Below are 26,244 nucleotides of genomic sequence, written 5' to 3'. Positions count from 1 at the left end.
CGACGCTCTCGCCGACAGGGTCGATGCGGAGCCGGTGCCGTGCCCGCCGGACAGCACGTCATCCTGTTTGCCGCTTTCCACGGTCGCGCGAACTCATGAACCAACCCGACGGCATGCCGATGGAAGCCGACGCCTTCTAGCCTCGCTTACCGACACCGTTCCTGCCGAGGGCATATGTTCCGGTCGAGCCGCCGGCCCACATATCGCCGCGGGCGTGGATGGACCCGCAAGAGACGACGAGGTCGCGTTGACGGACGCCGAGCGCGATTGGCTCTCGCACCTGCCGGTGTTGCGTGTCGGCATCGATCCGACATCGGCGCCACTCTCCCTGATGGATCGGAGAGGGGTGCCCGTCGGCCTTGCCATGGATTACCTCGACGAAGCCCTGGCCGCTCTCGGCGTCGCCCATGTGCCCGTCCGCACGCAACACTGGGGAGAAACGGTGCGCAGGGCCACCGCCGGTGACATCGATATCCTTCCCGCGGCTTCGCCTCGAAACGACGAGCTGGGCAGGAATTTCGATTTCACCGAGCCTTACATCGATTTTCCCGTGATGATCGTGACGCGTGAAGACATGGCGACCATCGCGGGGCCCGCCGACCTGGGCGGACACCGTGTCGCGGCCAACCTGGCCCAGGGCGCGGTCGCCGATGCGGTACGCCACCTCCCCCTCGTCGAACCCATCGCGGTACGCGACGCGGCCGAAGGACTGCGCGCTGTGGCATCGGGACAAGCCGATGCCTATGTGGGCGACATCGCGACCGCGGAATACTTCATGCGCCGCGACCATCCCGCGCGATTGAAACTCGCGGCGCCCACGGACGAGCGCGCGGAACTCGCGATCGCCGTCGATCGGCGGTACGCCCCCTTGATACCGCTGCTCGACAGGGCGCTTGCCCGGATCTCCGAGCGTCGTACCCAGGCCATCCGCAATACCTGGTTACGATCCCACTACACCTGGGGAGGGTCCTGGCGGGAAATCGCACGCAAGGCCGGACCGCCGGGTGCCGCGGTGCTCGCCCTTCTGCTCGCCGTATCCCACGCGTATATGCGCCTGCGTCGCGAAACACGGCGGCGGCGGTCGAGCGAGGAACGGCTCGCCGACATCACCCGGCACATCCCTGCCGTGTTTTACCGTTTTCGCTACTTCGAGGGCGGGCGCATCGAGTTCATCCACGTGGGCGGGAACCCGGAACCCATCTTCGGGGTTCCTGTGGATACATTCCTGCACGACGAACGCCGCGCGTTCGCCAGGATCGACCCTCGCGACCAGGCGCCGCTGCTTGCGGAGGTCGCGAGGGCGGCGAACACCCTCACACCGATCCACGCGGAAATACGCATACGCGATGTCGCGCCCGAACGCTGGATCGCCTCGCATGCGCTACCTCGACCGGTGGCGGGTGCGGTGGAATTCACCGGCTACTGGATCGACATCTCCGACCGACATGAACAAGCCGCCCAGCTGGCCGAGGCCAAGCAGGTGGCTGAAGAGGCCACCGCGGCGAAGAGCAGGTTTCTCGCCACCATGAGTCACGAGATCCGCACGCCGATGCACGGACTCATAGGCATGCTCGAAATGCTCCGCGAGACATCGCTGCAAGAGAGCCAGCGCCACCTGCTCGGTACCGCCGAGTCATCGGCCGAAGCGCTACTGCGAATAGTCGACGACGTGCTCGATTTCTCGCGAATCGAAGCCGGCGCCGTCGAGATGGAGCATGTCGCCTTCGATCTTCGCCGGCTGCTCGACGACGTCGTGGCACTGCATGCCCGGCAGACAAGGCAAAAAGGCCTTTCGGTGGACATCCATGTCGATACGCGCCTGGCGCCAGGTGTCATGGGTGACGCCGCTAAATTACGCCAGGTGTTGCTCAATCTCGTCAGCAACGCCATCAAGTTCACCGCCCGGGGGCGCATCGACATCACCGTCGAGGTCGTGAAAGACATGGAGATGAAGCAGAGGGTTCGCATCGACGTGGTCGACACGGGCATCGGCGTCGCCCAGAAGGATATCGAGCGATTGTTCGCCCCCTTCAGCCAGGCCGAACCATCGACGACACGCCGCTTCGGTGGAAGCGGCCTGGGCCTGGCCATCAGTCGGCGCCTGGTGGAACTGATGGGCGGCGATCTCGTGATGTCGAGCGTGGTCGGAGAGGGTACGCGACTGTCGATCATACTCGACATGGACCGATCACGACATGCCGTCGGCGACAAGGCCGCGGGAGCGGCCGCCGCCACGCCGCCGCCTGTAAAAGAGGCAACCCTCGACGTACTCGTTGCCGAGGACAACGCGACGAACCGGCAGCTGGTCGCGGCACAACTGGCCCGTCTCGGCCATCGTTATGAATTGGTCGCGGACGGCGCGGAGGCGCTCGCCCGCGCCTCGTCGCGCCGGTTCGATGTCTTGTTGACCGACCTGCACATGCCGGTGATGGACGGCTATGCGCTCACCCGCGCACTGCGCGAGCAAGGTTCGTCTCTTCGCATCGTGGCGGTCACCGCGAATGCGCTTCCCGGCGAGGAAGCCCGCTGCCGCGCCTCGGGAATGGATGGATTCGCAACGAAGCCCCTGCGATTGGGCGAGTTGGACATGCTGCTCTCGCCCGGCAAGGATGATGATTCCGCCCACTCGCCATGGGACCTGGATGCATGGCGGGAAACCTATGGCGATCTCGCCTTGCTGCCTCTCATGGTGGACCGGTTCGAGATGGCCGTGCGTGAAGACATGGCGGGCATCGCCGCCCTCGACGATCCGTCCGCCGCGGCGGATTGGGTTCATCGCATCCTCGGCGGCATGCGCGTTTTCGGCCCGTCGGCCGAGGCCGCGTTGGCGGAATACCTGGAAAATGAACTTCGCGGCGCCCATGGCGCCGCCGCCATGCATCGTTTACCGGAACTCGCGTCGGCGATAGAAGGCTATGCCTCGCGATTGCGGACCGCGCTGGATGCACGTCAACGTACTGAGGATATGCTCAAGAATTAGTGCGAATTTTCAGACTAGTCCGATAGCCTCGCGCCGATTCCCTCGTCATCCTGATCGCAGTACGCCTTCAGGCGTCGGCGGAGGACGAGGCATGAACGAGCACGCAATCGAATATCACATCGCGGACATAGGCGAGACCTGGGGCATCTTCCGCGAGGGCGTGCAGATCGCCGTACGCTCCGATCCTGCGGACGCGATCGCCTTCGCCAACTTCTTCGCCGATCGCGAAACGCTGATGTCGGCATTCCCCGTCCGCGTTTCCGCCGACATCCACTTGCACCGCACCCTGCACGCGATACGTCTCGCCGCGTAGGCGATGCGTCAGCGCCCCGCGGCGCTGCCGAGGTTGGTCATGTCGAGGTGCAACAGGCGCAGGCGCGCGATATGCCTGCCGACCATCGCGCGATCTCCGGAACTCGCCTCGAGGCGAAGGAAGGCGTCCAGGAGACGACGCTCCATCTGCTCCAGCGTCCGGATATACGTCACGTCGGGGTCATGCGACAGCTTCACCGAAGCTTCCATCATCGTCCGCCGTACACCGCTCATGGGCCCGCCGGCCGTCGCCGGGCGCACTCCCGCGGAGGACACTTCGTCCTGCAGGTCCGTCGCGATAGCGGTCAGGGAGGCGGCGGATTCCTCCAGGATGGTCTTGAGTCCCGGCTCACGAACGCCACGTGCGGCCTGCCGATAGAGGTCGCGGTCTGCAATCACTCGCCGGATCAGGCCGTTTACCACACGGGTCGAGTTGCGTTCCATGGGGCAGCACGTTAGTCCCGTCGGACTTAGCCGGCCTTAAACGCGCGGGGCACCGGTCAGCCGGCGGTCAGCCGCCTGCTTCGAGCAGAAGCAAGGGCCTGCCGGTTGCATCGTGCAGACCCGATTGCAGATCGCCCAGCTGGCGGATCGACGGACACAGCGCCTGGATACGCGGCTTGAGCGCCGCCTCAAGCCGTGCCACCACGCGGGCCTGGCCACCCGTGGATACGGACGCCACACGGTCCCGCAACGCCGCCGCTCCCTGCAGGTCGCCGTTCATCGCCAACGCCATGGCTTCGCCGCCGACGTCCTGGGTAAGGATGGGCGTCACATCGGACACGATCTCCTGCGCATAGGCGCGCATCGCATCCTCCTGCCAGTCGCGCGTACTCTGGCTGGCGGCGATGCGCCGCTTGATGTCCGCCACCCGGGCGTTCAACACCCGGTCGAGTTCGCCACTGCCCACCGCGCCCGGGGCGGCCGTGGCGGCTTCGTCTCGCACGGCACGCGCGGCGAGGTCGACACCATCGTTCGCGATCGCCTTGACCTTCGGGACCAGCGCCCGGACGTTGCGCTCGAAAAGGGCGACGCGGTCCTGCTCATCGGGTCGAAGGGATACCGCCCGCCCGTCGGTCAGCAGGGCGCCGTCTTGCATGCGCACACTACGCGGAGCCGCATCGGCGCGTTCGAACACGAGGCTGTCCGGCCGCACCGTCAGGTCATAGGTGCTGGCCACCTGGCAGGTGGTGCCCAGGTCCTGGGCCGCCACCCCACCCGCAAGGCAGGTGGCGAGGGCGAAGACGAGCAAGCGTGGTGTCATGGCGGGTCCCGGCGGAAAACGCTTCGATAGCCGGCGGCGAACGAATGCCGGCTGAACCGAATCGATCAGAACGCCGGCTGGGCGAATTGCTGGCGTACCGATACGCTGCCAAGAATCCACGACAACCAGGCCAGCACGGGAACCGAAACAACCTTGAGCACCAGGCCGATCAGCAGGATCGTACGGTGCTTCTGGCCGGCCGCCAGGAGGTCCGCCGGCAAGCCGGCCTGGGAAAGGACCGTGCCGAGCTGGCTCCACTGGTCGAACGAAACCCACGCGGTGTAGGCCGCCCAGACCAGCAACAGCAGGGCGACGACCCGCATCGCACGCCGCCCCCAGTCACGCCAACGCAGCGTCCCGAGGCTCAAGGCCACCACGACGAAAGCCGCCAGCGCGTAGGCAAGCGACCATAGAAGGCCGATGCGCGGGTCGCCCGCGCCCGCGGCGATCGCCTCGGCGCTCACCACGCCCACCGCATGGGCGAAGAGGACCGAGGCATAGGTATTGATCACGAAGCCGGCGGCGGCAAGCAACATCACCAGCCAGACCACGATGCGCCACGGAGCGAAGGGACGGGCGCGCCTGGCACCCTTGGCCGCCTGGAACACGATCAGGCGCCCGCTTTCTTCAGCGCGGCGAGATCGGCCAGGACCTGGCCCGAGTTCTTCTCGGGATCGACATCCTTATAGACCTTGACGATCTTGCCAGCCGGGTCGATCAGGAAGGTCTCGCGCAAGGCGTACTTGGTATCGCCATGGCTGGTCAGCACGGCGTACTTCGTGGCGACGGCGCCGTCCGGGTCGGACAGCAGCGGGAACGGCACGTGGTACTTCTCGGCGAACTCCGCATGCGACTTGACGTCGTCCAGGCTCACGCCCAGCACCACCGCGCCAGCCTTGTGCAGCTTGGCGATGTCGTCACGGAAGGTGCAGACCTCGGTGGTGCAGCCGGCGGTGAAGTCCTTCGGGTAGAAATACAGGACGAGCCACTTGCCCTGCTCGGTTTGCAGGGTGTGCCATTCGCCCTTCTGGTCCTGCAGGCGGAAATCGGGTGCCTTCTCGCCCACCACGGGGCTGGAAGCCCAGGCGGCGGCGGAGACGATGCACAGGGCGATGAGGCTGAGGAGGCGGCGCATGGGGAAACCTCGATGGGTGGGGATCGCGGTGAGTGTACTCGCGAGCCTCCCAAGGTTGCGCCGGTATCGCCGGAACGCAAGAACCGGAACGCAAGAAAAAAGGCGCCCCCATGGGGGCGCCCTCGAGACCACGAGGCGCCGGCGATTACTTCCGCGCGATCTCGAACTTGCTGACGTCCACGCCGAGGTTGAAACCGCGGCCGGTACCGGTGACGGCAAGGGACACCTCGCCCTTGGTCATCGCCAGGCTCTCGGCGCTCTTCACCGCGCCCGCATTGGCGCCAGCCGTCGCGTAGTCGCCGAAGATCTCGTTGATGTTCTTGACGTTGGTGAACTCGCCCTTGCCGTTCTCGATGCTGAACTTGCCGGCCGTGATACCGCCACCGCGGATGTGGATCATCACCGTCGCCGACTGGCCGTTATCGCAGCGCACGTGACCCTGGCCATCGGCGCGCTTGTAGATCGCGGCCCAGCCGCTCGTGCTGAAGGTCATGTGGCACTTGGTACCGCTCTCGGCAGCCTGGGCCGGCTGGACCGTAAAAGCACCTGCCGCCGCCAGAACCAGGGCGGCCATACCCGTGATGCGCTTGATCATGTTCGTTTCTCCGTTGAAAGGTGGCAGGGAACTGCGAAGCGGATTCTCCACTCACGAATGTGAAGAAACACGGAGCGTCCGACCGGCCGTTCAGGAATGGCCCGGCTAGATGGACGGCGGGTGAACTGGCTCCCCGGAATGCCGCGGTGGCCCTAATATCGAACCGTATCCGTGCGATGGAGGATTCCCCATGCCCAAGAACATCCTGGTCGGCTACGACGGTTCGGAAACCGCCCGCCGTGCCTACCTTTTCGCCCTGGAACTGGCGGCCTGCTCCAAGGCGAAGGTCCACGTGGTCTCGGTGATGCAGATGGACAACGGCGCCGACACGTCCGCCCTGATGATGACCGACATCATCGAGGAGCGCCTGGGCGGCCTGCGCGAGGAGATCGCCGCGCTCGGCCAGCCCCCGGGCGTGCCCGTGGAGGTCGAACTGGTACACGGCAGCCCCGGCGACGCCCTGCTCTCCTTCGTGGCCGGGCACGGCGTGGACCACATCGTCATAGGCCACACCGAAAGAGGCGCGCTCGCCCGCTGGCTGGTCGGGTCGACCTCCACCGATGTCCTGGCCAAGGCACATGTGCCGGTGACCGTGGTGCGTTGACGCGCCGCCTTTGTCACAATCCCGTCATTGTGCCCCTGGGCACCAGGACCTGTGATCGAGGAACATTCCGCAGTGAGCTACGCCGCCACCTTGCCATGGACGCTCGAAAAACTGGACCTCTCGCGCATCGACGTAGAGAAGGTCAGGCACAACGAAGATCTTTTCCTGCTCCTGTGCAGCTCGTCTTTCGTCGAAAGCGGCTCGGACCTGTACACGCACAACCTCGTCGACCACTTCGCCGGTGACGAGGAACTGCAAGGCTGGCTGCGTGACCATTGGGAGCACGAGGAAATGCAGCATGGCCGCGCGCTGGCCGCCTATGTGCGCCACGTCTGGCCCGATTTCGACTGGGACGCGGGCTTCAAGGCATTCTTCGCCCATTACGGCTCGGTCTGCACGTCGGAGGAACTGGAGCCGAACCGTGGGCTGGAACTGGCTGCACGCTGCGTCGTGGAGACGGGTACGGCAAGCCTCTACCGCGCCCTCAACGAGGTCACCGACGAACCGGTGTTGCGCGAACTGACCAACTACATCAAGAGCGACGAAGTGCGTCATTACAAGCACTTCTACCAGCACTTCCGCATCTATCGCGAGCGCGACGGCATCGGCCGCCTGAGCACGTTTCGTACCTTGCTCAAGCGCCTGCGCGAGATCAAGAACGAGGACAGCGACATCGCGCTGCGCCACGTCTTCAACGTGCGCTATCCGGACAAGGCCCGGGACGACGCGGAATTCCGCCGCGTCACCTCGCGCGCCGAGGGCCTGCTCAAGCGGCACATTCCCGCCGAGATGACGGTGAAGATGCTGCTACGCCCGCTGGACCTGCCACCGAGGGTGAACTCGATGCTCGAGTGGCCGCTGACGCGGATCACCGAGAAGCTGTTCCTGCACTGAGGTCATTTCTTCTTCGGCAGCGGTGTCCACTTGTCCGGATCGAAGCCGCCGGTCTCGAAGACGAGGGTGGTTTCTCCGCGGCTGATCGTCACCACGTCGATGGTCAGCCGCTTGGTCCGGGCCAGGTCCTTGAGGAACTGCGCGTCGTTACGGAACAGCAGGGCGGGTTCACCGGTCGGCGGGCGGAACGCCTTGATCGTCTTCGCCTTGCCGTCGAACGTGGCCTTGAGCGAGCAATCTCCCTTGCAGACGAAGCCCTTACCGGTCGTGGCATACAAGAAGACGCTCTGCCCCCAGTCGGTATGCCGACGAAGAATCAGGCGCACCGTCTGCTCGCCCGTCGGCCGCGAGGACTGGATGGTGGCCGTGCTCTGCGTGCCACCCTGCATGGGCGAGGTCTGGTAAAGCCACAGGGCGGCGAGGCGGGCTTTCTCGCTGGCCGCCTTGTAGTTGGCCTCGAGCTCGTCGAGGGTCTTCTTCACTTCGGCCGCCGCGGGCGTGTCGGGGTACTTGTCGATGATTTCATGGCCCAGTTGTACCGCCGGGCCATCGTTGTGCAGCTTCAGCAGTTGCTGATAGGTCTCCAGCTTCTTCGCGGCCTCCGCGGCCTGGTCGTCGGCGGTGGATACCGGCGCGGCGGCCTGCGGGTCCTGCGATGGGGAACACGCCGAGGCAAGGGCGGCGATGGCGATGAGGACGGCGATACGGCGCATCATCTTGCGATTCCTGCTGGAAAGGCCCTAGCTTCGCCGCTCGATGCCGCGACTGGCAAGACGCGGCGTAAAATGCGGGGGACGCCCCTAGGACCCCCCATGCCTTCGCCAACCACGGAAGCGGTCTCGCTCCTGCGCCATCGCGCCTTCCTGCAATTCTGGTTCGCCAAGAACGCCTCCAGCTTCGGTTTCCAGATGATGTCCGTCGCCGTCGGCTGGCAGATCTACGAACTGACCCACCGCGCGTTCGATCTTGGCCTGATCGGACTCGCGCAATTCGTGCCATCGGTGCTGCTGGCCCTTCCGGCAGGCCATATCGCCGACCAGTTCGACCGGCGCCGCATCGTCACGATATGCCAGGCGGTCGAATGGATCGCCATCGCCCTGCTGGCGGGGTTCAGCCTGGCCGGCCACCTGACCGAAACGGGCATCCTCGCGCTGGTCTTCGTGGTCAGTGTCGCCAAGGCTTTCGAATTCCCCGCGCTTCAGTCGATGCTGCCCGCGCTCGTTCCCGCCCACGTGCTTCCCCGCGCGATGGCCGCCAACGCCTCGGCGGGGCAGGCCGCGATGATCGCCGGACCCGCGCTGGGTGGCTTGCTCTACGTGGCCGGCGCCGCCACCGTCTACGGCGTCTCCGCGTTGCTCTACCTCGTGGCGCTGACGCTGATGTCGCGCCTGGCCTACGACCACCTGCCGCCGCGACGCGAGCCAGTCACCCTCAAGACCCTGTTCGCCGGGGTGCACTTCATCCGCCGCCGGCCGGCGGTGTTCGGCGTGATCTCCCTCGATCTGTTCGCCGTGCTGCTCGGCGGCGCGACGGCCCTGCTGCCGATCTTCGCCAAGGACATCCTGCACACCGGTCCGTGGGGCCTGGGCATCCTGCGCGCCGCGCCGGCGGTCGGCGCCTTGCTGATGTCGGTATGGCTGGCCCGGCATTCGCTGGAACGCCGGGTCGGACCGATCATGTTCGCCTCCGTCGCGGGCTTCGGTGTCGCCACGCTCGTCTTCGCGCTCTCCACCACCCTCTGGTTGTCCGTGATAGCCCTGTTCGCCCTGGGTGCCTTCGACATGGTCAGCATGGTGATTCGCGGGGCGCTGGTGCAACTGGAAACGCCGGACGACATGCGCGGACGGGTGAGTGCGGTCAACGCCATCTTCGTGAATACGTCCAACCAGCTCGGCGAGTTCGAATCCGGGCTGCTGGCCGCTGCCGTGGGCGCGGTGAACGCGACCCTGGTCGGCGGCATAGGGACCCTTCTGGTGGTGGGGCTATGGATATGGTGGTTCCCCTCCCTGCGCCGTCGCCAGGGTCTGGTATCGGACCCGGAGCCGATCGAGGGCGCCAGCGGAACGATCTGACACAGCGCCGGAAACGTGCTATTAGGTGGACGTCTATACCTCCAAAGGGTGAGGGTCCACCATGAAGCGCTTGCTCGTCGCCATCCTCGTCATGCTCGCCGCGCCAGCCTTCGCCGCGCACGAATCCCCTGCCAGCCTCGACGCCGCGCTCGCCCAGGGCAAGCGCGAGCACAAACCGGTGCTGATCGACTTCCAGGCCGTGTGGTGCTACTCGTGCTACTACATGGCCAGCCATGTCCTCAACGGCAAGGAATGGAACGACCTCGAAAGCAAAGTGGTGTTCTACGAAGCCGACGCCGACAAGCCCGCCGACCAGGCGTGGATGAAGAAGCTCAACGTCCACTTCCTGCCGACCTACGTGGCGATCGGGCCCGATGGCGAGGAACTCGGGCGCATCCTTGCCGAACGGCCCCGTGAAACGTTCTATCCCGAGGTCGCGGCCCTCCTTTCCGGGGATGCGCGCCTGTCCAAACAGAAGTCCGACGCCGCCAAGGGTTCGATGGCCGCGGTGGCCGACGTGCTGGACACCTACCAGCAGCGCTACCAGGGTAACGAAGGCATCGCCTGGTTCGACACCTTGCCGGCGATGGTGCGCAACGTGTCGGACAAGGACAAGCGCGTGGCGTTGGCCAAGCAGCGCTTGCTCCTGCTGCAGGCGAAGGATCGCAAGGACGACAAGGGCATCGCCGAGGCCGCCACCAAGGTCCTCGCCGGCAACATCGGTTGCGAGCGTCCCTACGTGCTGGACGACCTCATCGGTGCCACCGAATCGCAGCACCCGGATTCCCGGCAGCAGGCGCTCGCGCCGCAACGGACACCCTACGAGCAGTTCCTTGCCACGCAGGTATTCACCGCCACCCCTGCGTGTGCCGACCAGCGCAGCGCGGTTCTCACGGCAGCCGACCTGGATGCGGCACTCGGCGACCATGCCGCCGAACAGGCCGTGCTGCGCAAGGCGATCGATCTCAGCCGTGAAAAGTTGCACGGCGATCTCAAGAGCGACCGCAACCTCGCCGACAACCTTCGCGTGTACCTGGTCCGGGCGAAGGCGGGCGACGAACTGGATACCCTCGAGAAGCAGTTGATCGCGGCCTATCCGGACGACTATGTCTACAACTACCGTTACGGCCGCCGTCTCGTCGAGGGCGGCAAGCCCGCCGAAGGCCTTCCATATCTCGACGCGGCATCGAAGAAGGCGTACGGCGCGAATCGCTTCGCGGTCGCGACCTATCAGGTGAAGGCCCTGCGCGCACTGCACAGGGACGATGAAGCACGCAAGCGCGTGGCCGACACCGTCGCGGCGGAAGGCAAGGCGTTTCCCGAGCAGACGAAGAAATTGCAGGAGGCGTTGACCGCGGCGGGTTGATCGGTAACCTGCGCACTCCTCCCAGCCCGAAGCAGCCATGATCGTCATCCACCACCTGAACAACTCGCGGTCGCAGCGCGTGCTCTGGCTGCTCGAAGAACTCGGCCTGCCGTACGAACTCGTGCGTTACCAGCGCGACCCGAAGACGATGCTGGCTCCGAAGGAGCTTCGCGCCGTACATCCTCTCGGCAAATCCCCCGTAATGGTGGACGGCGACGTCACCCTGGCCGAATCCGGCGCCATCGTCGAATACCTGGTCGGGCGCTATGGCGGGGGGCGGCTCAAGCCTGCCGCAGGCACGCCCGATGCGCTGCGCTACAGCTACTTCCTGCATTACGCGGAAGGGTCCGCCATGCCCCCGCTGCTACTCAAGCTCGTGTTCATCCGCATGGAATCGGCACCCGTGCCTTTCTTCGCCAAACCCATCGCACGCATGCTGGCGCGCGGCGCGCAGAAGGCCTTTGTCGACCCACAGATCAAACTGCACCTCGACTACCTGGAGGACGAAATCGGCAAGACCGGCTGGTTCGCCGGCACCGAGTTCAGCGCGGCCGATATCCAGATGAGCTTTCCGCTCGAGGCCGCCTCCAGCCGGGCGGCGCTCGACGCCACCCGCCCGGGCCTGCATGGATTCCTCGAACGTATCCACGCCCGCCCTGCCTATCGAAGGGCGTTGGAGCGGGGCGGCGACTATGACCTCGTCCGTGCAAGGCCAGGCTGAATCCCCCTTCAACCTTTGGGCGCCTGTTTACATCACGCTCACGAGGTGGATCGCAAAGTCGTCTTCCGACTGTAACGTTGTAGAGGGAGCCATCCGATGAGCAGAAACCGCGAGTTCGCGCGTCAGGTCGAGAGCGCCGTCAACGGTGTATCGGGTCGCGTTCGCCATTACGCCGACGAAGCTTCCGGCGTCGGCAATGACCTGCTCGACCGCGGCCGCCGCGTGACCAACAAGTTCGCCAAGCGCAACGGCATGAGTGGCCAGCGCATCCGTTACCTGGCCGAAGACGTCGCCGACGAGGCCACCTACCAGTACCGCAAGCTGCGCAAGCAGGTCCGGCGCAACCCGGGCCTCACCATCGGCATCGCCGCCGCCGCGATCGGCACCTTCCTGCTGATCCGCCACGTGCTGCGCGACGACGATTGACACCTGTCGTCAGGGCTGGGGGCAGGAAAAGGCCGGGAGCGATCCCGGCCTTTTTTTGGGAGCGGCTTCACTTCACCGGATGCTGCTCGACCACCTTGTCCACATGCCACGTCACGCGTGACGCATCCTCGGGTGCGTCCTTCGCGTGTACCTCGGTGATCTTCAGCAGGTACTCGTTGCCTGGCTGCCAGTCGAAGCCGTCGATCGGCACGTAGGTCAACTGCCAGGCATCCGTGGCCTCTTCACGATACTGAAAGCATTCGGTCTTCATCACGCCGGTCGTGCACGGCGCCTTCGTCGCGGCGATGTACAACAGGCGGGAACGCGAACCGTGATCCGCCGGCGCCGTGGCGCACGCGACCAGGCTCAAGGCGATGGCGGCAAGGAAGGCTAGGCGCATGGCATGGGTCCGCGTGTGTCGACAGGCCGATACATAGCAGGAGACCCATCGATACCGCGTGATGCGAAAACGACGAAGGCCGGATCGCTCCGGCCTTCGTTCACGTTCCATCGCGCTGGCGGTCAGACCGTCATCGGGTTCGGCTTGTCCATGTCGAGCTTGTATTCCTTGATGGCGCGGCTGACGTCCTTGGCGTTGACCTTGCCGTCCTTCGCCAGGGCGGCGAGGGCCGCATGCGCGATCCAGTAGCGGTCCACCTCGAAGTGGCTGCGCAGGTTCGCACGCGTGTCGCTACGGCCGAAGCCGTCGGTGCCGAGCACCGTGTAACGCATGCCATCCGGCATGAAGGCGCGGATCTGGTCGGCGAACTCGCGGACATAGTCGGTGGCGGCGATGGCGGGGCCCTGGCGGTCCGACAGCAACTCGGTGACGTACGGCACGCGCTGCGGGCTTTCCGGATGCAGGCGGTTCCAGCGCTCGGCGTCGAAACCTTCGCGACGGACCTCCGAGAAGCTCGGCACCGACCAGATGTCCGACGACACGCCGAAATCCTTCTCCAGCAATTCGGCGGCCGCGATCACTTCGCGCAGGATCGTGCCCGAACCCATCAGCTGCACGCGCGGCTCGTTCTTCTTCGCCTTGCCACCGTCCTTGAACAGGTACATGCCCTTGACGATGCCTTCCTCGCTACCCTTGGGCAGGTCGGGATGGGCATAGTTCTCGTTCATCACGGTGATGTAGTAGTAGACGTCCTCCTGCTCCTGCATCATGCGGCGCGTGCCGTCCTGCAGGATCACCGCCAGCTCATAGGAGAAGGTCGGATCGTAGGAGATGACGTTCGGGATGGCCCCGGAAAGCAGGTGCGAATGGCCGTCCTCGTGCTGCAGCCCCTCGCCGTTGAGCGTGGTGCGCCCCGAGGTGCCGCCGATGAGGAAACCGCGCGCGCGCATATCGCCCGCCGCCCAGCAGAGGTCGCCGATGCGCTGGAAACCGAACATCGAGTAATAGATGAAGAACGGCAGCATCGGCACGTTGCTGATGCTGTAGCTGGTGGCCGCGGCAAGCCAGGCACTCATGCCGCCGGCTTCGCTGATGCCTTCCTGCAGTACCTGGCCCTTCTGGTCTTCGCGGTAGTACAGCAGCTGGTCGGCGTCCTGCGGACGATACTTCTGGCCGAACGGCGCATAGATACCGATCTGGCGGAACATGCCTTCCATGCCGAAGGTGCGGGCTTCGTCGGCGACGATCGGCACGAGGCGCGGGCCGAGTTCCTTGTCGCGCAGCATGAGGTTCATGCCGCGGACCAGGGCCATGGTCGTGGAGATCTCGCGATCGCCGGTGCCCTTGGTGATCTGCTCGAAGGACTCGAGCGTCGGCGCCTTGAACGACTGGTCGGCCTTGCGGCGACGCTGCGGCAACGAACCGCCCAGAGCGCGGCGGCGCTCGAGCATGTACTGCACTTCCTCCGAGTCCTTGCCCGGGTGGTAGTACGGCACCTCGTCCAGCTTGTCGTCGGGCACGGGTATGTTGAAGCGATCACGGAAGGCGCGGATCGCGTCCGTGTCCATCTTCTTCTGGTTGTGCGCCGGGTTCTGCGATTCACCCGCGGCGCCCATGCCATAGCCCTTCACCGTCTTGGCGAGGACGACGGTGGGCATGCCCTTGGTGTTCACGGCCGCGTGGTAGGCCGCATAGACCTTGTGCGGATCGTGCCCACCACGGTTCAGGCGCCAGATGTCGTCGTCGGACATGTTGGCCACGAGCGCGGCCGTCTCCGGGTACTTGCCGAAGAACTTCTCGCGGGTATACGCGCCGCCGAACGCCTTGCACGCCTGGTACTCGCCGTCGACGGTTTCCATCATCAGCTGGCGCAGCTTGCCCGTGGTGTCGCGGGCGAGGAGCGGGTCCCAATAACTGCCCCAGACGACCTTGATCGCGTTCCAGCCGGCGCCACGGAAGACACCTTCCAGTTCCTGGATGATCTTGCCGTTGCCGCGTACGGGGCCGTCGAGGCGCTGCAGGTTGCAGTTGATGACGAAGATGAGGTTGTCGAGGCCCTCGCGGCCGGCCAGCGAGATCGCGCCGAGCGATTCCGGCTCGTCCGACTCGCCGTCGCCCATGAAACACCAGATCTTGCGATCGCTCTTCGGGATCAGGCCGCGATGTTCGAGGTACTTCCAGAACTGCGCCTGGTAGATCGCCTGGATGGGGCCGAGGCCCATGGACACGGTCGGCACCTGCCAGTAGTCCGGCATCAGGTAGGGATGCGGGTAGGACGAGAGGCCGCGGCCCTTGCCTTCCACTTCCATGCGGAAGAGGTCGAGCTGGTCTTCGCCGATACGGCCTTCCAGGAAGGAACGCGCGTAGACGCCCGGCGCCGAATGGCCCTGGTGGAACACCAGGTCGCCCGGATGGTCGGCGCTCGGGGCGCGCCAGAAATGGTTGAAGCCCACGTCGTACAGCGTGGCCGACGAGGCGAAGCTGGAGATGTGGCCGCCGAGGTCGCCGGGCTTGCGGTTGGCGCGCACGACGGTGGCCAGCGCGTTCCAGCGGATCAGTGAGCGGATGCGCCATTCGATCGCGGCATCGCCCGGGCTGCGCGCTTCCATGTGCGGCGGGATGGTATTGACGTACTCCGTGGTCGGGTCGAACGGCAGGTAGCCGCCCGCGCGACGGGTGGAGTCGACCATGCGCTCCAGCAGGTAATGCGCGCGCTCGGTGCCGTCGTGGTTGATGACGGCATTGAGCGACTCGACCCATTCACGGGTTTCGGTGGGGTCGAGGTCCTGGTGAAGGATATCGTCGATCTGGTCCATGGATGCTCCGCTCGCGCGTGACGCGCGCTCATGGGGACTGAAGAAGCCCGCTGGGGTGGCGGGAAAACCTTTCCATGATAACTCAAGGTTTCCGCATACGCGGCGGTATGGGGCTTTTGGATCGTGGCAAGGAGGGCTCTGGCGGGAATTTGGCGAGGCGGCCCGCTGCCGCGCCATCGCCGACAGGGTCGGCTCCCACCGAGCCCAGGCGGGCCGGGGCCCTGCTGGAAGGAGAGCCCTGGTGGGAGCCGACCCTGTCGGCGATGGGCCGAAGTCCAACCCCGCCGATCAATCGGTTACGACAGTTCTCGGCTTCCCCGCCCGGATCTGCGCCTCGACACAGGCCACCGAGGTCATGTTGACCACCCGGCGTACCGTGGCCTGCGGCGTGAGGATGTGGGCCGGCTTGGCCACGCCCATCAGGATCGGGCCGATGACCACCCCGTCGCAGAGCACGCGGACCATGTTGTAGGCGGTGTTGGCGGCGTCGAGATTGGGGAAGACGAAGACGTTGGCCTTACCTTCCAGGCGCGAGTTCGGGAAGATCCGCTCGCGTAGCTCCGGCGTCAGGGCCACGTCGGCCTGCATCTCGCCCTCGACCTCAAGCCGGGGGACTTTTTCCCGGATGATTTTCAGCGCGTCACGCATCTTGCGGGCGCTCCGCGTCTCCCGGCCGCCGAAATTCGAGTGCGAGAGCAGCGCGATCTTCGGCTGGATGCCGAACAGCTTCAGGCGGATGGAGGCCTGCAGGGTCGCCTCGGCGATCTGTTCGGCGCTGGGGTCGTCCTGGACGTAGGTGTCCAGGAAGAAGAACGTGCCCTTCTCCGTCGCCACGGCCGCCATCGCCGAGGCCTCGGCGATGCCGTCGTCCAGGCCGATGATGTTGGTGATGTATTCGAGCTTGCTGTGATACGTACCCACCAGCCCGCAGATCATCGCGTCGGCTTCGCCACGCTCGACCATCAGCGCGGCGATCACGGTCGGCCGCGAACGCACCACCGCCTTCGCGGAGGCGGGCGTCACGCCCTGGCGCTCCATGATCGAGTGATAGAGGCGCCAGTAGTCCTCGAAACGAGGATCGGAATGGATGTTGCACATCTCGAAGTCCACGCCCGGCTTCAGGCGCAGGCCCGCACGCGCGATGCGCCGCTCGATGACGTCCGGACGGCCCACCAGGATCGGCCTGGCCAGCCCTTCGTCCACTACCGTCTGCACGGCGCGCAGCACGGTCTCTTCCTCGCCCTCGGCGTACACCACGCGCTTGGGGTCGGCCTTGGCGCGGTCGAACACAGGCTTCATCAGCAAGCCGGTGCGGAAGACGAAACTGGTCAGTTTCTCGATGTAGGCGGGGAAATCCTCGATGGGCCGTGCGGCCACGCCGGAATCCATCGCCGCCCGGGCGATCGCCGGGGGCAACTGGATCAGGAGACGCGGATCGAACGGCTGCGGGATCAGGTATTCCGGCCCGAAGCTCGGCGGCTTGCCGCCATAGGCACGCGCGCTCACGTCGGAGGCCTCGCGGCGCGCCAGCTCCGCGATCGCCTTCACGCAGGCGACCTTCATCTGCTCGTTGATCACCGTGGCGCCGACATCCAAGGCACCGCGGAACAGGTAGGGGAAGCACAAGGCGTTGTTGACCTGGTTCGGATAGTCCGAGCGGCCCGTCGCCATGATGCAATCCGGACGCACGGCCTTCGCGTCTTCCGGAAGGATCTCCGGATTGGGATTGGCCAGCGCGAAGATGATCGGCCGCGCGGCCATCGTGGCGACCATCTCCGGTTTCAGGATGCCGCCGGCGGAAAGGCCCAGGAAGATGTCGGCGCCCTCGACGATCTCGGCCAGAGTGCGCTTGTCGGTGTCGCGCGCATAGCGCTGCTTGTCCGGGTCCAGGTCGGTGCGGCCGGTATGCAGGACTCCGTCCCGGTCGAAGGCGAGGATGTTTTCCTTCCTCATGCCCAGCGTCACCAGCATGTCGACGCAGGAGATGCCGGCCGCGCCCATCCCGGTGGTGGCGAGTTTCACGTCCTCGATCTTCTTTCCGGTGACGAGCAGCGCGTTGATCACGGCGGCGCCGACGATGATCGCGGTGCCGTGCTGGTCGTCGTGGAAGACCGGGATCTTCATGCGTTCGCGCAGCTTGCGCTCCACGATGAAGCACTCCGGCGCCTTGATGTCCTCGAGATTGATGCCGCCGAACGTCGGTTCGAGACTGGCGATGATCTCGACGAGCTTGTCCGGGTCCGACTCGTCGATCTCGATGTCGAACACATCGATGCCGGCGAACTTCTGGAACAACACGCCCTTGCCTTCCATCACCGGTTTGCTGGCCAGCGCGCCGATGTTGCCGAGCCCCAGCACCGCCGTCCCGTTGGAGATCACCGCGACCAGGTTGGACCGCGCCGTGAGTTCGGCGGCCTCACCGGGATCGGCGACGATGGCATCGCACGCGGCGGCCACGCCGGGCGAATACGCGAGCGAGAGATCACGCTGCGTCAACAGCGAGGTGGTCGGCGTGACCTTGATCTTGCCCGGTCGGGGAAGGCGGTGATATTCGAGAGCGGCTTGCCTCAGTTCCTCGGAGATGGCCATGGGATCCTGTGGGACGTAACGGGAAAAAGGAAGGCGGACGCGGCGGCGGCGCCGCGACGTAAGCGGTCATGTTAGCACCGCGCCACGCGGTCTCCGCCGTCAGCGGTGTGTTGCATTGCGACAAGCAGTGATACCGATTCCGACCTATCACCGGCATGCATGCCTGCATTGCCCGGCCGTGCGCCTGCGTACGCTCGGTGGTCTTTCGCCACGCGGTGACCGCCATGCTTCGCCTCACGTTCGTTCGCGCCGCGCTCGCAGGTGCCGTCCTTTGCATACCCACGGCCGGACGGGCCGTGGCGGACGTCTCGACGCTCGCGGACCTCAGGAAGCAGCTGGCTCGCCTGCCGATGGATGGCGAAACGGCGACGTCCGTGTACCTCCCGCTGGGCGACGGCCGGCACGGCCTGTTTCGCGTACGCGACTCGAAGACACTGCCACCCGCGCTGGCGGCGAAGTTTCCCGGCTTGCGCAGTTTTCGCGGCATCGACGCCGATGGAAGGACGGTCAGGCTCGACCTTTCGCCGGGTGGCGTGAGGATGAGCGTGCGGGACGGACCGCATGAATGGACGACACGCGCAAGCACGGCGGCGGAATGGCGTGCGTTGCCGGTACACGATGCCGGCACGGCCTCGTTCGCGGCCATGGCCGTGGACGGCCTTTCCCCGCCACGTCCCGCCGCCGGGGATCGCTCCGCCTCGCGAGGGGGCGGCATACGTTATGACTTCCGTATCGCGGTGGCTGCCAGCAGCCGCTACGCGGCTCATTTCGGCGGCACGACGAAGGGAGCCCTCGCGGAAATCGTCCACGTGGTGAACCAGGCGAACGAGGTGTTCGAGACGGACGTGGGTGTCCATTTCACCCTGGTCGCGGACAACGACAGGCTGATCCGCCCCCGGCCGTCCCGCGATCCGTTCAGGCACGAAGATCCCGGTCCTGCGGCCGCCAACCTGATCGATCGGGAAATCGGTGCGGGAAACTACGATATCGGCCATGCCCTCACCGACTACACCGGCGGAGAAAGCCACGTCGGCACGTCTTGCAGCGATGCACGCGACGCCGATTTCCTCGCCACGCACAAAGCGGCCGCCTGGAGCGGACACGCCCATCCCCAGACCGCCACCGCCGAAGCCGTCGGCTTCCTGATCCATGTCCTCGGCCGCCAGCTGGGCGCCTGGCCGACGGCCGGCGGATGCCCCGACGCCACGCTCGAGGGCCGGGCGTTCGAACCGGGCAGCGGCAGCACCGCGATGGGCTTCGCACCGTCCACCTGCGGGCACGACGGTCCGCTCCAGGCACACACCGACCGTTACTTCCACGCGGCCAACCTCGAGCAGATGCAGGACTGGCTGGCATCGCGCGGGGGCAGCTGTGCATTCCGGTGGATCAACCCCGCCAGCGCGGCATGGATCGACCCCGAGTCGCTGGCCGCGCAAGCGGTCGTTCCAGCACGTACGCCGTTCGTTCTCGACGCGCGGGCCGAGCCGGTCACGGAGGGCCGGCGATTGAGCTACGCGTGGGAGCAGATGGACGCCACCATCGGTCGCCGCGACATGCTGGCAGGGCACGATGACGGGCCTCTTTTCCGTTCGTTCCCACCCATGCCGACCGGACGAAGGGTGTTCCCGAGGATGGCGGTGGTGCTCGGCGACGAACCGGCCGGACCCGGCGAGGCATATCCAACAGCCACGCGCTCGCTCAACTTCCGCCTCACGGTCCGCGACCACGGCGGCGAAGCGTCGACGATCGCCCATGCCGACACGCGCCTGCTGGTCGTCGATACCGGCAGGCCGTTCGCGGTACTCGACGATGGCTCGTCGCCAACTACATTCGCAGGGAAATCCATGACCCTGCGCTGGGACGTCGCCGACACGGACCTGTCACCGATTTCCTGCCACTTCGTATCGATCGATCTCTCGCTCGACGACGGCCGCACATGGCTGACACCGGCACTCGCCGTCGACGAACCCAACGATGGCGAGGCACGGTTCTCGTTGCCGCCGGATGCATCCAGCGAGCGGGCCCGCCTGCGGGTGGCCTGTGACTGGCGTCCGTTCTTCGCCGTTTCGCCACGACCCTTCGCCATCCGGCGTATCGCAAGCCACTGACGCGCAGGGCAGGAATAGACCTACAGATCGCGGGGTGACAATCAGGTCTCATGAGTCGCCCGACGACGTCGGGTGCCTCATCGAAAGGATTCCCCATGCATAAATTCCGCCCCCTGCCCCTCGCCATCGTTGCCCTCTTGGCCACGGTCGCCGTCGACGACGCCCTGGCACGCGACCTGTGGAGCGACGCCACGACGCCGCTCGTCGCCAGCACCGCGCGAACCGCCACCACGCAGCCCACGAAATTCCGGCGCGTCACGCTGGATACCGACGCGCTGGCCGAGAGCAACCGCGCTTCGCGTGGTTCCGCCCGGCGTGTCGTCGCACTGCCCTTGCCGGGCGGTGGCACCACCGATTTCGAACTCGAAGATTCCGCCGTGCTACCGCCCGGGCTCGCCGCGCGTTTCCCCGCCCTTGGCAGCCTGAAGGGCCACGACGGCGACGGTCGCCGCGTACGACTCGACATCACGGCCGGCGGGCTGTACGCCTCGGTCCGCGACCGCGAGGGCGACTGGATGGTCCAGCCGGAAGCAGCGGGGAGGCAGGCAGGGCGCTCGTCGGCTCGCTCGCATATCGTTTTCCGCCGCGCCGACGCGCCAACGACCCAGAGACAAGAGCATGGCGAGATGATCGACGCCGTGGCAGCGTTGCCGCGGGCGGCCACGGCCCGTGGCAACGCCACCGCCGTCCTGCGCACGTTCCGCATCGCGATGTCGGCTACCCACTCCTACACGAAACACATGGGCGGCACGGTCGAAGACGGCCTTGCCGGCATCGTCCGCACCGTCAACCGGATCAACGAGATTTTCGAGAACGACCTCGGCGTGCACCTCGTGCTCGCCGAGGGAAACGACCGGCTCGTGTTCACCGCGGCCAGTGCCGATCCCTTCTCCAAGGTGGCCGGAAACGACTGGAAGATGGCACTGCACAACGTGAAGGTCGTCGACCAGTTGCTCGGCAAAGATGCTTTCGACGTCGGGCACGTCGTGGACGGACAACGGGATGCCGGGGTGGCCGGAGCCATCGGCAATACCTGCCAGCCGTGGTCCGGCAAGCATGCGGACCGCCAGCATTCAAAGGCGGCGGGCATGACGGGGAGCACGCGCCCCTTCGAGGATGCGTTCCACGTGGACTTCGTCGCCCACGAACTCGGCCATCAGTTCGGCGCCCGACATACGTTCAACGGATGCAACAAGGATGCACGTGACGAGAGTAGCGCCGTCGCTCCTGGCAGCGGCTCGACCGTGATGGGCTACGCCGGCATTTGCGGCTCGCACGACCTCCAATCGCATAGCGATCCTTACTTCCATGGCACCAGCATCGACCAGGTCCAGTCATGGCTCGCAAGTACCGGCGGAGCGTGTGCCAAGGCCCGCGTGAACACGTCGCCCGCGCCCTTGCTGGATACCCAGGGCTGGCACCGCCCGCTGGTCGTGCCAGCACGCACGCCGTTCCGGCTCACGGGGCTGGCACGGTTCGCCGACCCGGCGGCGCGCATGACCTATACCTTCGAGCAAACGGACCTCGGCGACATGCAGGAGACGGAAGATGCCCTTACGGATACCGGCTCCGGGCCGTTGTTCCGCTCACGAACACCGCATACGGAAGGCGAGCAGACCTTTCCTTCGATGTCCGTCCTGCTCGGCGAGGAACCTGCCGGACGCGGTGACGCGTTTCCCGAGACTTCGCGCGAGCTCCACTTTCGCCTGATCGCCAGGGACAACCGGGATTTCCGCTCCCATGTCGTCTCCGCGGATCGCACCGTGCGCGTCGTCGACACCGGCAAACCGTTCGAGGTGACTTTGCCGAAAACGGGGGCCATTCTTCAACGTGGCAAGGCACGACAGGTTCGATGGGAGGTGGCCGGTACCGTCGGCGCCCCGGTCTCATGTAGCCGGGTGCAGATCGACCTCTCGCTCGATGGAGGACGCAACTTCCTGGATGTATCGCTGGCGGACGCGGTCCCGAACAAGGGCCGGGCGACCATCACGATACCCCACGGCGTGCCCACGTCGCGCAATGCACGCTTGCGCGTAGGCTGCGCCGATGGCCGGTTCTTCGCCCTGTCTCCCGGTGAACTCATCCTCCGCTAGCCGGATATCAAAGGCCGAGCGAGATTTCCTCGGCCTCGACACCAGCCATGTGGATGTGATTCACGAACAACGAGAAAGCGAGTTTTCCAGCAAGCCCGTGCACGTGCTGCATCCATGGCGGCAGGTAACGTGGAACGACGATATCTCCGCTTTCGAAGTGTGCTTCGAGGCTCATGACATCATGCAACGCGAGCTTCCCCGCGAAGAGGTTGCGCAGGAGGTCCAGGCGTCTCTGGCGCAGCGCCCAGCGGAAAAACGTGTGCACAGCGAGCAAGCCGCTCAGATACACATTGTCTTTGGCGAACGCCGACCCACCCGTGAGCGGCACGCCGCGGAAGACACGTTGCGTCGAATGGAAACTGTCCGCCACGTTTTGCCCACAATCGCGGAAATAGCGGAACACCTCGACGAAATCGGCACCGTTGAGGGCCATGTCGATAGCGAGGATACGCAGGCTGATGCGCTTCAAGCGCGATATGTCGATCGCTCCCGACATCAGCTCGGCGAAGACAGCCAGCCCTTCCTGCGTCGCCGTCACTCGTGGCGATGTGCGTGCCAGCGACGCGAGCACTGGTTGCTCGCGTCCGTTCAAGGCGGTTAACGAATGAACGAAGGCCTCGTGCGCCAACAGCTGGTGGCGGTCGTACTCGGTGAAGTGCACGCCGCCGCGAAGGCGAATCCGCGTGGCGCCCGCCGCGGCCTTCGCCGTGAGCTCGGGATCGACTTCCACGGAAATGGTGCCCGGAGCGAAGAAGGCATCCAGCTGCTCCGACATGTCCCGCCGCAGCTCCTCGGCGGGAATGCTGCCCGTTGCATCTTCCGTGTCCAGGTCGGCGCCCAGTTCGTCCGCCAGGTTCACGAAGTACCGGGCGGCGTCCAGGTTGCTCCGGTTGCTGCCAGGAATGGCGTCTCCTGGCTTGCCGTAGAGCGCGATGGAGGCTTCGGTCACGCCGTTCGTACCGGCCGCGTCGAGCATGAGGGTGGCGATCCGCCAGGATTCGGTCGTGCGCCGCAGGTATTCGGCGATCGGATGGTCCTCGTCGACCTCTGCCTCGATCGCCTCGAGTTCCGCCCGGGTTTCGCCGAGATCCGGCGGGCGGTAGCGAATGTCGGGGATCGACAGGCGCCCGGCGCCGAACTCCGCGATCAGGCGCTCTTCCACCGATGCGGGCCAGGAGATCGTGGCCAGGATACGAATGGCGCGAACCGCGGCGAGAAGGCGCTGGTCGAGCGTCGCGTAACGCCGCATCTCGGCCGAAAGGTGGGACGGGGCGACGTGAGCATGCATGGGGCCGGATTATAGGCCGATCGGCCCACCAGCCCCACCGGGCGGGTCAACGCGACGAGATGTACTTTTCGCGACGGATCTGCTGGACGGCCAGCCCATGCTCCTTGAGGGCGGCGAACGCGGCGTCGACCATGTTCGGATTGCCGCAGAGGTAGGCGATGTCGGTTTCACCGGATGGCTCCAGTTCGGCCAGCATGTCCTGCACATAGCCCAGGCGATCGTGCGGCCTTGGATTCGGCCGGGCGCCGCGCGACAGGCACGGGTGGAAGGTGAAGCCCTCGTGGGTCCGGGCGAAGGCCTCGAACTCCTCCCCATAGAGCAGTTCCCCTTCGTTGCGTGCGCCGTAGAGGAGCACGAACCGGCAGCCCCGGCCAGCCATCAAGGCTTCCATCTGGGGCAGCATGGCGCGGTACGGCGTCACGCCGGTACCGGTCGCGATCAGGATATAGCGCTGATTCCGGTCCGCCTCCATGAGGCAGAAACGGCCGTACGGGCCGCTGGCATCGATCGTGCCGCCCTGCTCCAGCCCACCCAGCAGCTTGGTCGCGGCGCCTCCGTCGACATAGCTCACCGCTATCTCGATCCGCTCCACCGGGCCACTGCCGTCGCCCACGGTGCCGACGGAATAGCTGCGCTTGGTCGGTTTGCCGTCGTCGTAGTGGAAGTGCACCTGGAGGAACTGGCCCGGTACGAAGGCCAGCGGCTGGCCATCCACCCGCTCGAAGGACAGGTGCCGCACGGTGGGCGCGAGCATGAAGCTGTCGGCGAGGCGGAGCTGGAATTGTTCGGCCATGGAAAGTCTCTGTTGACGCCGGGGAACGAGGCGGCCCGGCAAAGCCCGGTATAATAGGCGGCTTGTCATCCCGGCGCAGCCCATGACCACTCCCGCATTACACGTCAACGATTTACGCAAGACCTACGGCAACGGCGTGGAAGCCCTCAAGGGCATCTCCCTCACCGTCCAGCCGGGCGATTTCTTCGCCCTGCTCGGGCCCAACGGCGCTGGTAAGTCGACCCTGATCGGCATCCTGTCCTCCCTCGTGAACGCCTCCTCGGGCGAGGCCGAGGTATTCGGGGTGTCGATCCACAAGAATCGCAGCGAAGCCATGCGGCTGATCGGCCTGGTTCCCCAGGAGATCAACTTCAACCAGTTCGAGAAACCCTTCGATATCTGCGTGAACCAGGCCGGGTTCTACGGCATCGGCCGCGCCGAAGCGTCGGTCCGTGCGGAGAAGTACCTGAAGGAGCTGCGCCTGTGGGACAAGGCGCATCACCAGGCGCGGATGCTTTCCGGCGGCATGAAGCGCCGCCTGATGATCGCCCGCGCCATGATGAACGAGCCGAAGCTGCTGATCCTCGACGAGCCGACCGCGGGCGTAGACATCGAGATCCGTCGTTCGATGTGGCAGTTCGTCAGCGGCATCAACGCCGCCGGCACCACGGTGATCCTCACCACGCATTACCTCGAGGAAGCGGAGCAGCTCTGCCGCAACATTGCGATCATCGACCATGGACGCATCGTGCAGAACACCACCATGAAGAGCCTGCTCGCCACGCTCGATGTGGAAACCTTCGTCCTCGACGTGTCGAGCGTACCTGCCTCGCTTCCGGCCCTGCCTGGCGTCGTGCTGCGCGGCATGGACGATCACACCATCGAAGCCGAAATGTCCCGGGCGCACGACCTCAACTCACTGTTCGCCGCGCTGTCGACGCACGGCGTCACCGTCACTTCCATGCGCAACAAGACCAACCGGCTCGAGGAACTGTTCGTCCGCCTGGTCGAGCACGGCCGGGAGAACGTGGCATGAGCGGCTCGACCAACCTCGTCGCCCTGGGCACCATCGTCCGTCGCGAAATCATGCGCATCATGCGCATCTGGACGCAGACCCTGATTCCGCCGGCCATCACGATGACGCTGTACTTCGTCATCTTCGGCAAGCTGATCGGCAGCCGCATCGGCCAGATGCATGGCTTCACCTACATGCAGTACATCGTGCCTGGCCTGGTCATGATGAGCATCATCACCAACAGCTACGGCAACATCTCCTCATCGTTCTTCGGCGCCAAGTTCGGCCGTTTCGTCGAGGAAATGCTCGTATCGCCGATGCCCAACTGGGTGATCCTGCTCGGGTACGTGACCGGTGCCGTCACCCGCGGCGTCATCGTCGGTGCCCTCGTGCTGGTCATCGCGCTGTTCTTCACCGACCTGCACGTGGCTCATCCCATCACCACCTTCCTCTCGGTCGTGCTGGGCGCCACCGTGTTTTCGCTCGCGGGCTTCGTCAACGCGGTGTTCGCCAAGAAGTTCGACGACATCGCCCTGGTGCCGACCTTCGTGCTCACGCCCCTGACCTACCTTGGCGGCGTGTTCTACTCGGTGGACCTGCTAGGCGAACCGTGGCGCAGCATCTCGCTGGTCAATCCCATCCTGTACATGGTGAACGCCTTCCGTTTCGGCGTGCTGGGTGTCAGCGACGTGCCCATCGTCACGGCCTTCGTGGTGATGCTCGTGTTCGTCGTGGGCTTGTCCGCGATCGCGCTGCGACTGCTAAGCCGCGGCGTGGGCCTGCGCTCCTAAGCG

23 protein-coding genes are annotated in these 26,244 nt (G+C 65.6%); 12 read left to right on the top strand and 11 right to left on the bottom strand.

All coding sequences use genetic code 11. The features are described 5' to 3' along the window. Positions 1-247 precede the first annotated feature (247 nt). Positions 248-2,980, top strand: coding sequence for an ATP-binding protein (locus ACN9M2_RS01915; protein ID WP_426286503.1), 2,733 nt, complete (start codon positions 248-250; stop codon positions 2,978-2,980). Between the two features lie 91 nt (positions 2,981-3,071). Continuing rightward, positions 3,072-3,293 carry a hypothetical protein gene (locus ACN9M2_RS01910; RefSeq protein ID WP_426286502.1) on the top strand — a complete coding sequence of 74 codons (222 nt, stop codon included), beginning with the start codon at positions 3,072-3,074 and terminating at the stop codon, positions 3,291-3,293. An 8-nt stretch (positions 3,294-3,301) separates the two neighbouring features. On the opposite strand, the gene ACN9M2_RS01905 is transcribed toward ACN9M2_RS01910, so the two are convergent. The 5 genes from ACN9M2_RS01905 to ACN9M2_RS01885 form a co-directional block, all read right to left on the bottom strand. After that, positions 3,302-3,736 (bottom strand): PA2169 family four-helix-bundle protein, encoded by a 435-nt coding sequence (locus ACN9M2_RS01905; protein ID WP_306851164.1) that lies wholly within the window; start codon positions 3,734-3,736, stop codon positions 3,302-3,304. A gap of 67 nt (positions 3,737-3,803) precedes the next feature. After that, the gene (locus ACN9M2_RS01900) at positions 3,804-4,556 is read right to left on the bottom strand and encodes a DUF2884 family protein (protein ID WP_426286501.1); all 753 of its coding nucleotides are present in this window, start codon (positions 4,554-4,556) and stop codon (positions 3,804-3,806) included. A 65-nt stretch (positions 4,557-4,621) separates the two neighbouring features. Continuing rightward, on the bottom strand, positions 4,622-5,164 hold the full coding sequence (locus tag ACN9M2_RS01895; RefSeq protein ID WP_426286500.1) for a hypothetical protein: 543 nt from the start codon (positions 5,162-5,164) through the stop codon (positions 4,622-4,624). 2 nt (positions 5,165-5,166) lie between these two features. Next, complete coding sequence (locus ACN9M2_RS01890) at positions 5,167-5,691, bottom strand: peroxiredoxin (protein WP_371023778.1); 525 nt, start codon at positions 5,689-5,691, stop codon at positions 5,167-5,169. 145 nt (positions 5,692-5,836) lie between these two features. Beyond that, positions 5,837-6,286, bottom strand: a complete 450-nt coding sequence (locus ACN9M2_RS01885) for a hypothetical protein (RefSeq protein WP_426286499.1) — start codon at positions 6,284-6,286, stop codon at positions 5,837-5,839. Between the two features lie 190 nt (positions 6,287-6,476). Here ACN9M2_RS01885 and ACN9M2_RS01880 point away from each other — a divergent pair, with 190 nt between their 5' ends. Both ACN9M2_RS01880 and ACN9M2_RS01875 read left to right on the top strand, forming a co-directional pair. Continuing rightward, on the top strand, positions 6,477-6,890 hold the full coding sequence (locus ACN9M2_RS01880; protein ID WP_426286498.1) for a universal stress protein: 414 nt from the start codon (positions 6,477-6,479) through the stop codon (positions 6,888-6,890). Positions 6,891-6,962: 72 nt separating this feature from the next. Beyond that, the gene (locus ACN9M2_RS01875) at positions 6,963-7,784 is read left to right on the top strand and encodes a ferritin-like domain-containing protein (protein ID WP_426286497.1); all 822 of its coding nucleotides are present in this window, start codon (positions 6,963-6,965) and stop codon (positions 7,782-7,784) included. 2 nt (positions 7,785-7,786) lie between these two features. On the opposite strand, the gene ACN9M2_RS01870 is transcribed toward ACN9M2_RS01875, so the two are convergent. Continuing rightward, entirely contained in the window at positions 7,787-8,500 is a 714-nt protein-coding gene (locus tag ACN9M2_RS01870; protein WP_426286496.1) for a hypothetical protein, read from the bottom strand. A 96-nt stretch (positions 8,501-8,596) separates the two neighbouring features. Between ACN9M2_RS01870 and ACN9M2_RS01865 the strand changes: the two genes are divergently transcribed. From ACN9M2_RS01865 to ACN9M2_RS01850, 4 genes are all read left to right on the top strand, one after another. Further along, positions 8,597-9,856: an MFS transporter gene (locus ACN9M2_RS01865; RefSeq protein WP_426286495.1), complete on the top strand. Its 1,260-nt coding sequence runs from the start codon at positions 8,597-8,599 to the stop codon at positions 9,854-9,856. Positions 9,857-9,917: 61 nt separating this feature from the next. Further along, positions 9,918-11,222, top strand: a complete 1,305-nt coding sequence (locus tag ACN9M2_RS01860; RefSeq protein ID WP_426286494.1) for a thioredoxin family protein — start codon at positions 9,918-9,920, stop codon at positions 11,220-11,222. A gap of 37 nt (positions 11,223-11,259) precedes the next feature. Further along, entirely contained in the window at positions 11,260-11,943 is a 684-nt protein-coding gene (locus ACN9M2_RS01855; protein WP_426286493.1) for a glutathione S-transferase, read from the top strand. Between the two features lie 96 nt (positions 11,944-12,039). Beyond that, complete coding sequence (locus ACN9M2_RS01850; protein WP_426286492.1) at positions 12,040-12,369, top strand: hypothetical protein; 330 nt, start codon at positions 12,040-12,042, stop codon at positions 12,367-12,369. Positions 12,370-12,436: 67 nt separating this feature from the next. Here ACN9M2_RS01850 and ACN9M2_RS01845 read toward each other — a convergent pair whose 3' ends face one another. From ACN9M2_RS01845 to ACN9M2_RS01835, 3 genes are all read right to left on the bottom strand, one after another. Continuing rightward, positions 12,437-12,769, bottom strand: a complete 333-nt coding sequence (locus ACN9M2_RS01845) for a DUF4377 domain-containing protein (protein ID WP_426286491.1) — start codon at positions 12,767-12,769, stop codon at positions 12,437-12,439. A gap of 122 nt (positions 12,770-12,891) precedes the next feature. Next, positions 12,892-15,585, bottom strand: coding sequence for a pyruvate dehydrogenase (acetyl-transferring), homodimeric type (aceE, locus tag ACN9M2_RS01840; RefSeq protein WP_426286490.1), 2,694 nt, complete (start codon positions 15,583-15,585; stop codon positions 12,892-12,894). A gap of 288 nt (positions 15,586-15,873) precedes the next feature. Next, complete coding sequence (locus ACN9M2_RS01835; protein WP_426286489.1) at positions 15,874-18,174, bottom strand: NADP-dependent malic enzyme; 2,301 nt, start codon at positions 18,172-18,174, stop codon at positions 15,874-15,876. Between the two features lie 224 nt (positions 18,175-18,398). Between ACN9M2_RS01835 and ACN9M2_RS01830 the strand changes: the two genes are divergently transcribed. Both ACN9M2_RS01830 and ACN9M2_RS01825 read left to right on the top strand, forming a co-directional pair. After that, the gene (locus ACN9M2_RS01830; RefSeq protein ID WP_426286488.1) at positions 18,399-20,282 is read left to right on the top strand and encodes a reprolysin-like metallopeptidase; all 1,884 of its coding nucleotides are present in this window, start codon (positions 18,399-18,401) and stop codon (positions 20,280-20,282) included. A gap of 95 nt (positions 20,283-20,377) precedes the next feature. Continuing rightward, positions 20,378-22,375: a reprolysin-like metallopeptidase gene (locus tag ACN9M2_RS01825; protein ID WP_426286487.1), complete on the top strand. Its 1,998-nt coding sequence runs from the start codon at positions 20,378-20,380 to the stop codon at positions 22,373-22,375. 7 nt (positions 22,376-22,382) lie between these two features. Here the strand turns inward: ACN9M2_RS01825 and ACN9M2_RS01820 are convergent, their stop codons facing one another. Next, positions 22,383-23,663, bottom strand: coding sequence for a flavohemoglobin expression-modulating QEGLA motif protein (locus ACN9M2_RS01820; protein WP_426286486.1), 1,281 nt, complete (start codon positions 23,661-23,663; stop codon positions 22,383-22,385). Between the two features lie 46 nt (positions 23,664-23,709). Continuing rightward, positions 23,710-24,456 (bottom strand): FAD-binding oxidoreductase, encoded by a 747-nt coding sequence (locus tag ACN9M2_RS01815; protein ID WP_426286485.1) that lies wholly within the window; start codon positions 24,454-24,456, stop codon positions 23,710-23,712. A gap of 82 nt (positions 24,457-24,538) precedes the next feature. On the opposite strand from ACN9M2_RS01815, the gene ACN9M2_RS01810 reads away from it, so the two are divergent. Beyond that, entirely contained in the window at positions 24,539-25,471 is a 933-nt protein-coding gene (locus ACN9M2_RS01810) for an ABC transporter ATP-binding protein (RefSeq protein ID WP_426286484.1), read from the top strand. Next, positions 25,468-26,241, top strand: coding sequence for an ABC transporter permease (locus ACN9M2_RS01805; RefSeq protein ID WP_426286483.1), 774 nt, complete (start codon positions 25,468-25,470; stop codon positions 26,239-26,241). Before ACN9M2_RS01810 ends, ACN9M2_RS01805 begins: the two co-directional genes overlap by 4 nt. Positions 26,242-26,244: the final 3 nt, after the last annotated feature.

The organism is Luteibacter sp. E-22, from assembly GCF_049913125.1.
Lineage (GTDB): Bacteria > Pseudomonadota > Gammaproteobacteria > Xanthomonadales > Rhodanobacteraceae > Luteibacter.
This window is presented reverse-complemented; position numbering and strand designations above follow the sequence as displayed.

Bases quoted from the DNA above. Each gene is read 5' to 3' on its own strand.
- ACN9M2_RS01860 (WP_426286494.1), top strand. From the start codon at position 9,918: ATGAAGCGCTTGCTCGTCGCCATCCTCGTCATGCTCGCCGCGCCAGCC.
- ACN9M2_RS01835 (WP_426286489.1), bottom strand. From the start codon at position 18,174: ATGGCCATCTCCGAGGAACTGAGGCAAGCCGCTCTCGAATATCACCGC.
- ACN9M2_RS01815 (WP_426286485.1), bottom strand. From the start codon at position 24,456: ATGGCCGAACAATTCCAGCTCCGCCTCGCCGACAGCTTCATGCTCGCG.
- ACN9M2_RS01905 (WP_306851164.1), bottom strand. From the start codon at position 3,736: ATGGAACGCAACTCGACCCGTGTGGTAAACGGCCTGATCCGGCGAGTG.
- ACN9M2_RS01910 (WP_426286502.1), top strand. From the start codon at position 3,072: ATGAACGAGCACGCAATCGAATATCACATCGCGGACATAGGCGAGACC.
- ACN9M2_RS01810 (WP_426286484.1), top strand. From the start codon at position 24,539: ATGACCACTCCCGCATTACACGTCAACGATTTACGCAAGACCTACGGC.
- ACN9M2_RS01870 (WP_426286496.1), bottom strand. From the start codon at position 8,500: ATGATGCGCCGTATCGCCGTCCTCATCGCCATCGCCGCCCTTGCCTCG.
- ACN9M2_RS01830 (WP_426286488.1), top strand. From the start codon at position 18,399: ATGCTTCGCCTCACGTTCGTTCGCGCCGCGCTCGCAGGTGCCGTCCTT.
- ACN9M2_RS01885 (WP_426286499.1), bottom strand. From the start codon at position 6,286: ATGATCAAGCGCATCACGGGTATGGCCGCCCTGGTTCTGGCGGCGGCA.
- ACN9M2_RS01880 (WP_426286498.1), top strand. From the start codon at position 6,477: ATGCCCAAGAACATCCTGGTCGGCTACGACGGTTCGGAAACCGCCCGC.
- ACN9M2_RS01805 (WP_426286483.1), top strand. From the start codon at position 25,468: ATGAGCGGCTCGACCAACCTCGTCGCCCTGGGCACCATCGTCCGTCGC.
- ACN9M2_RS01900 (WP_426286501.1), bottom strand. From the start codon at position 4,556: ATGACACCACGCTTGCTCGTCTTCGCCCTCGCCACCTGCCTTGCGGGT.
- ACN9M2_RS01865 (WP_426286495.1), top strand. From the start codon at position 8,597: ATGCCTTCGCCAACCACGGAAGCGGTCTCGCTCCTGCGCCATCGCGCC.
- ACN9M2_RS01845 (WP_426286491.1), bottom strand. From the start codon at position 12,769: ATGCGCCTAGCCTTCCTTGCCGCCATCGCCTTGAGCCTGGTCGCGTGC.
- ACN9M2_RS01820 (WP_426286486.1), bottom strand. From the start codon at position 23,663: ATGCATGCTCACGTCGCCCCGTCCCACCTTTCGGCCGAGATGCGGCGT.
- ACN9M2_RS01855 (WP_426286493.1), top strand. From the start codon at position 11,260: ATGATCGTCATCCACCACCTGAACAACTCGCGGTCGCAGCGCGTGCTC.
- ACN9M2_RS01825 (WP_426286487.1), top strand. From the start codon at position 20,378: ATGCATAAATTCCGCCCCCTGCCCCTCGCCATCGTTGCCCTCTTGGCC.
- ACN9M2_RS01850 (WP_426286492.1), top strand. From the start codon at position 12,040: ATGAGCAGAAACCGCGAGTTCGCGCGTCAGGTCGAGAGCGCCGTCAAC.
- ACN9M2_RS01890 (WP_371023778.1), bottom strand. From the start codon at position 5,691: ATGCGCCGCCTCCTCAGCCTCATCGCCCTGTGCATCGTCTCCGCCGCC.
- aceE (WP_426286490.1), bottom strand. From the start codon at position 15,585: ATGGACCAGATCGACGATATCCTTCACCAGGACCTCGACCCCACCGAA.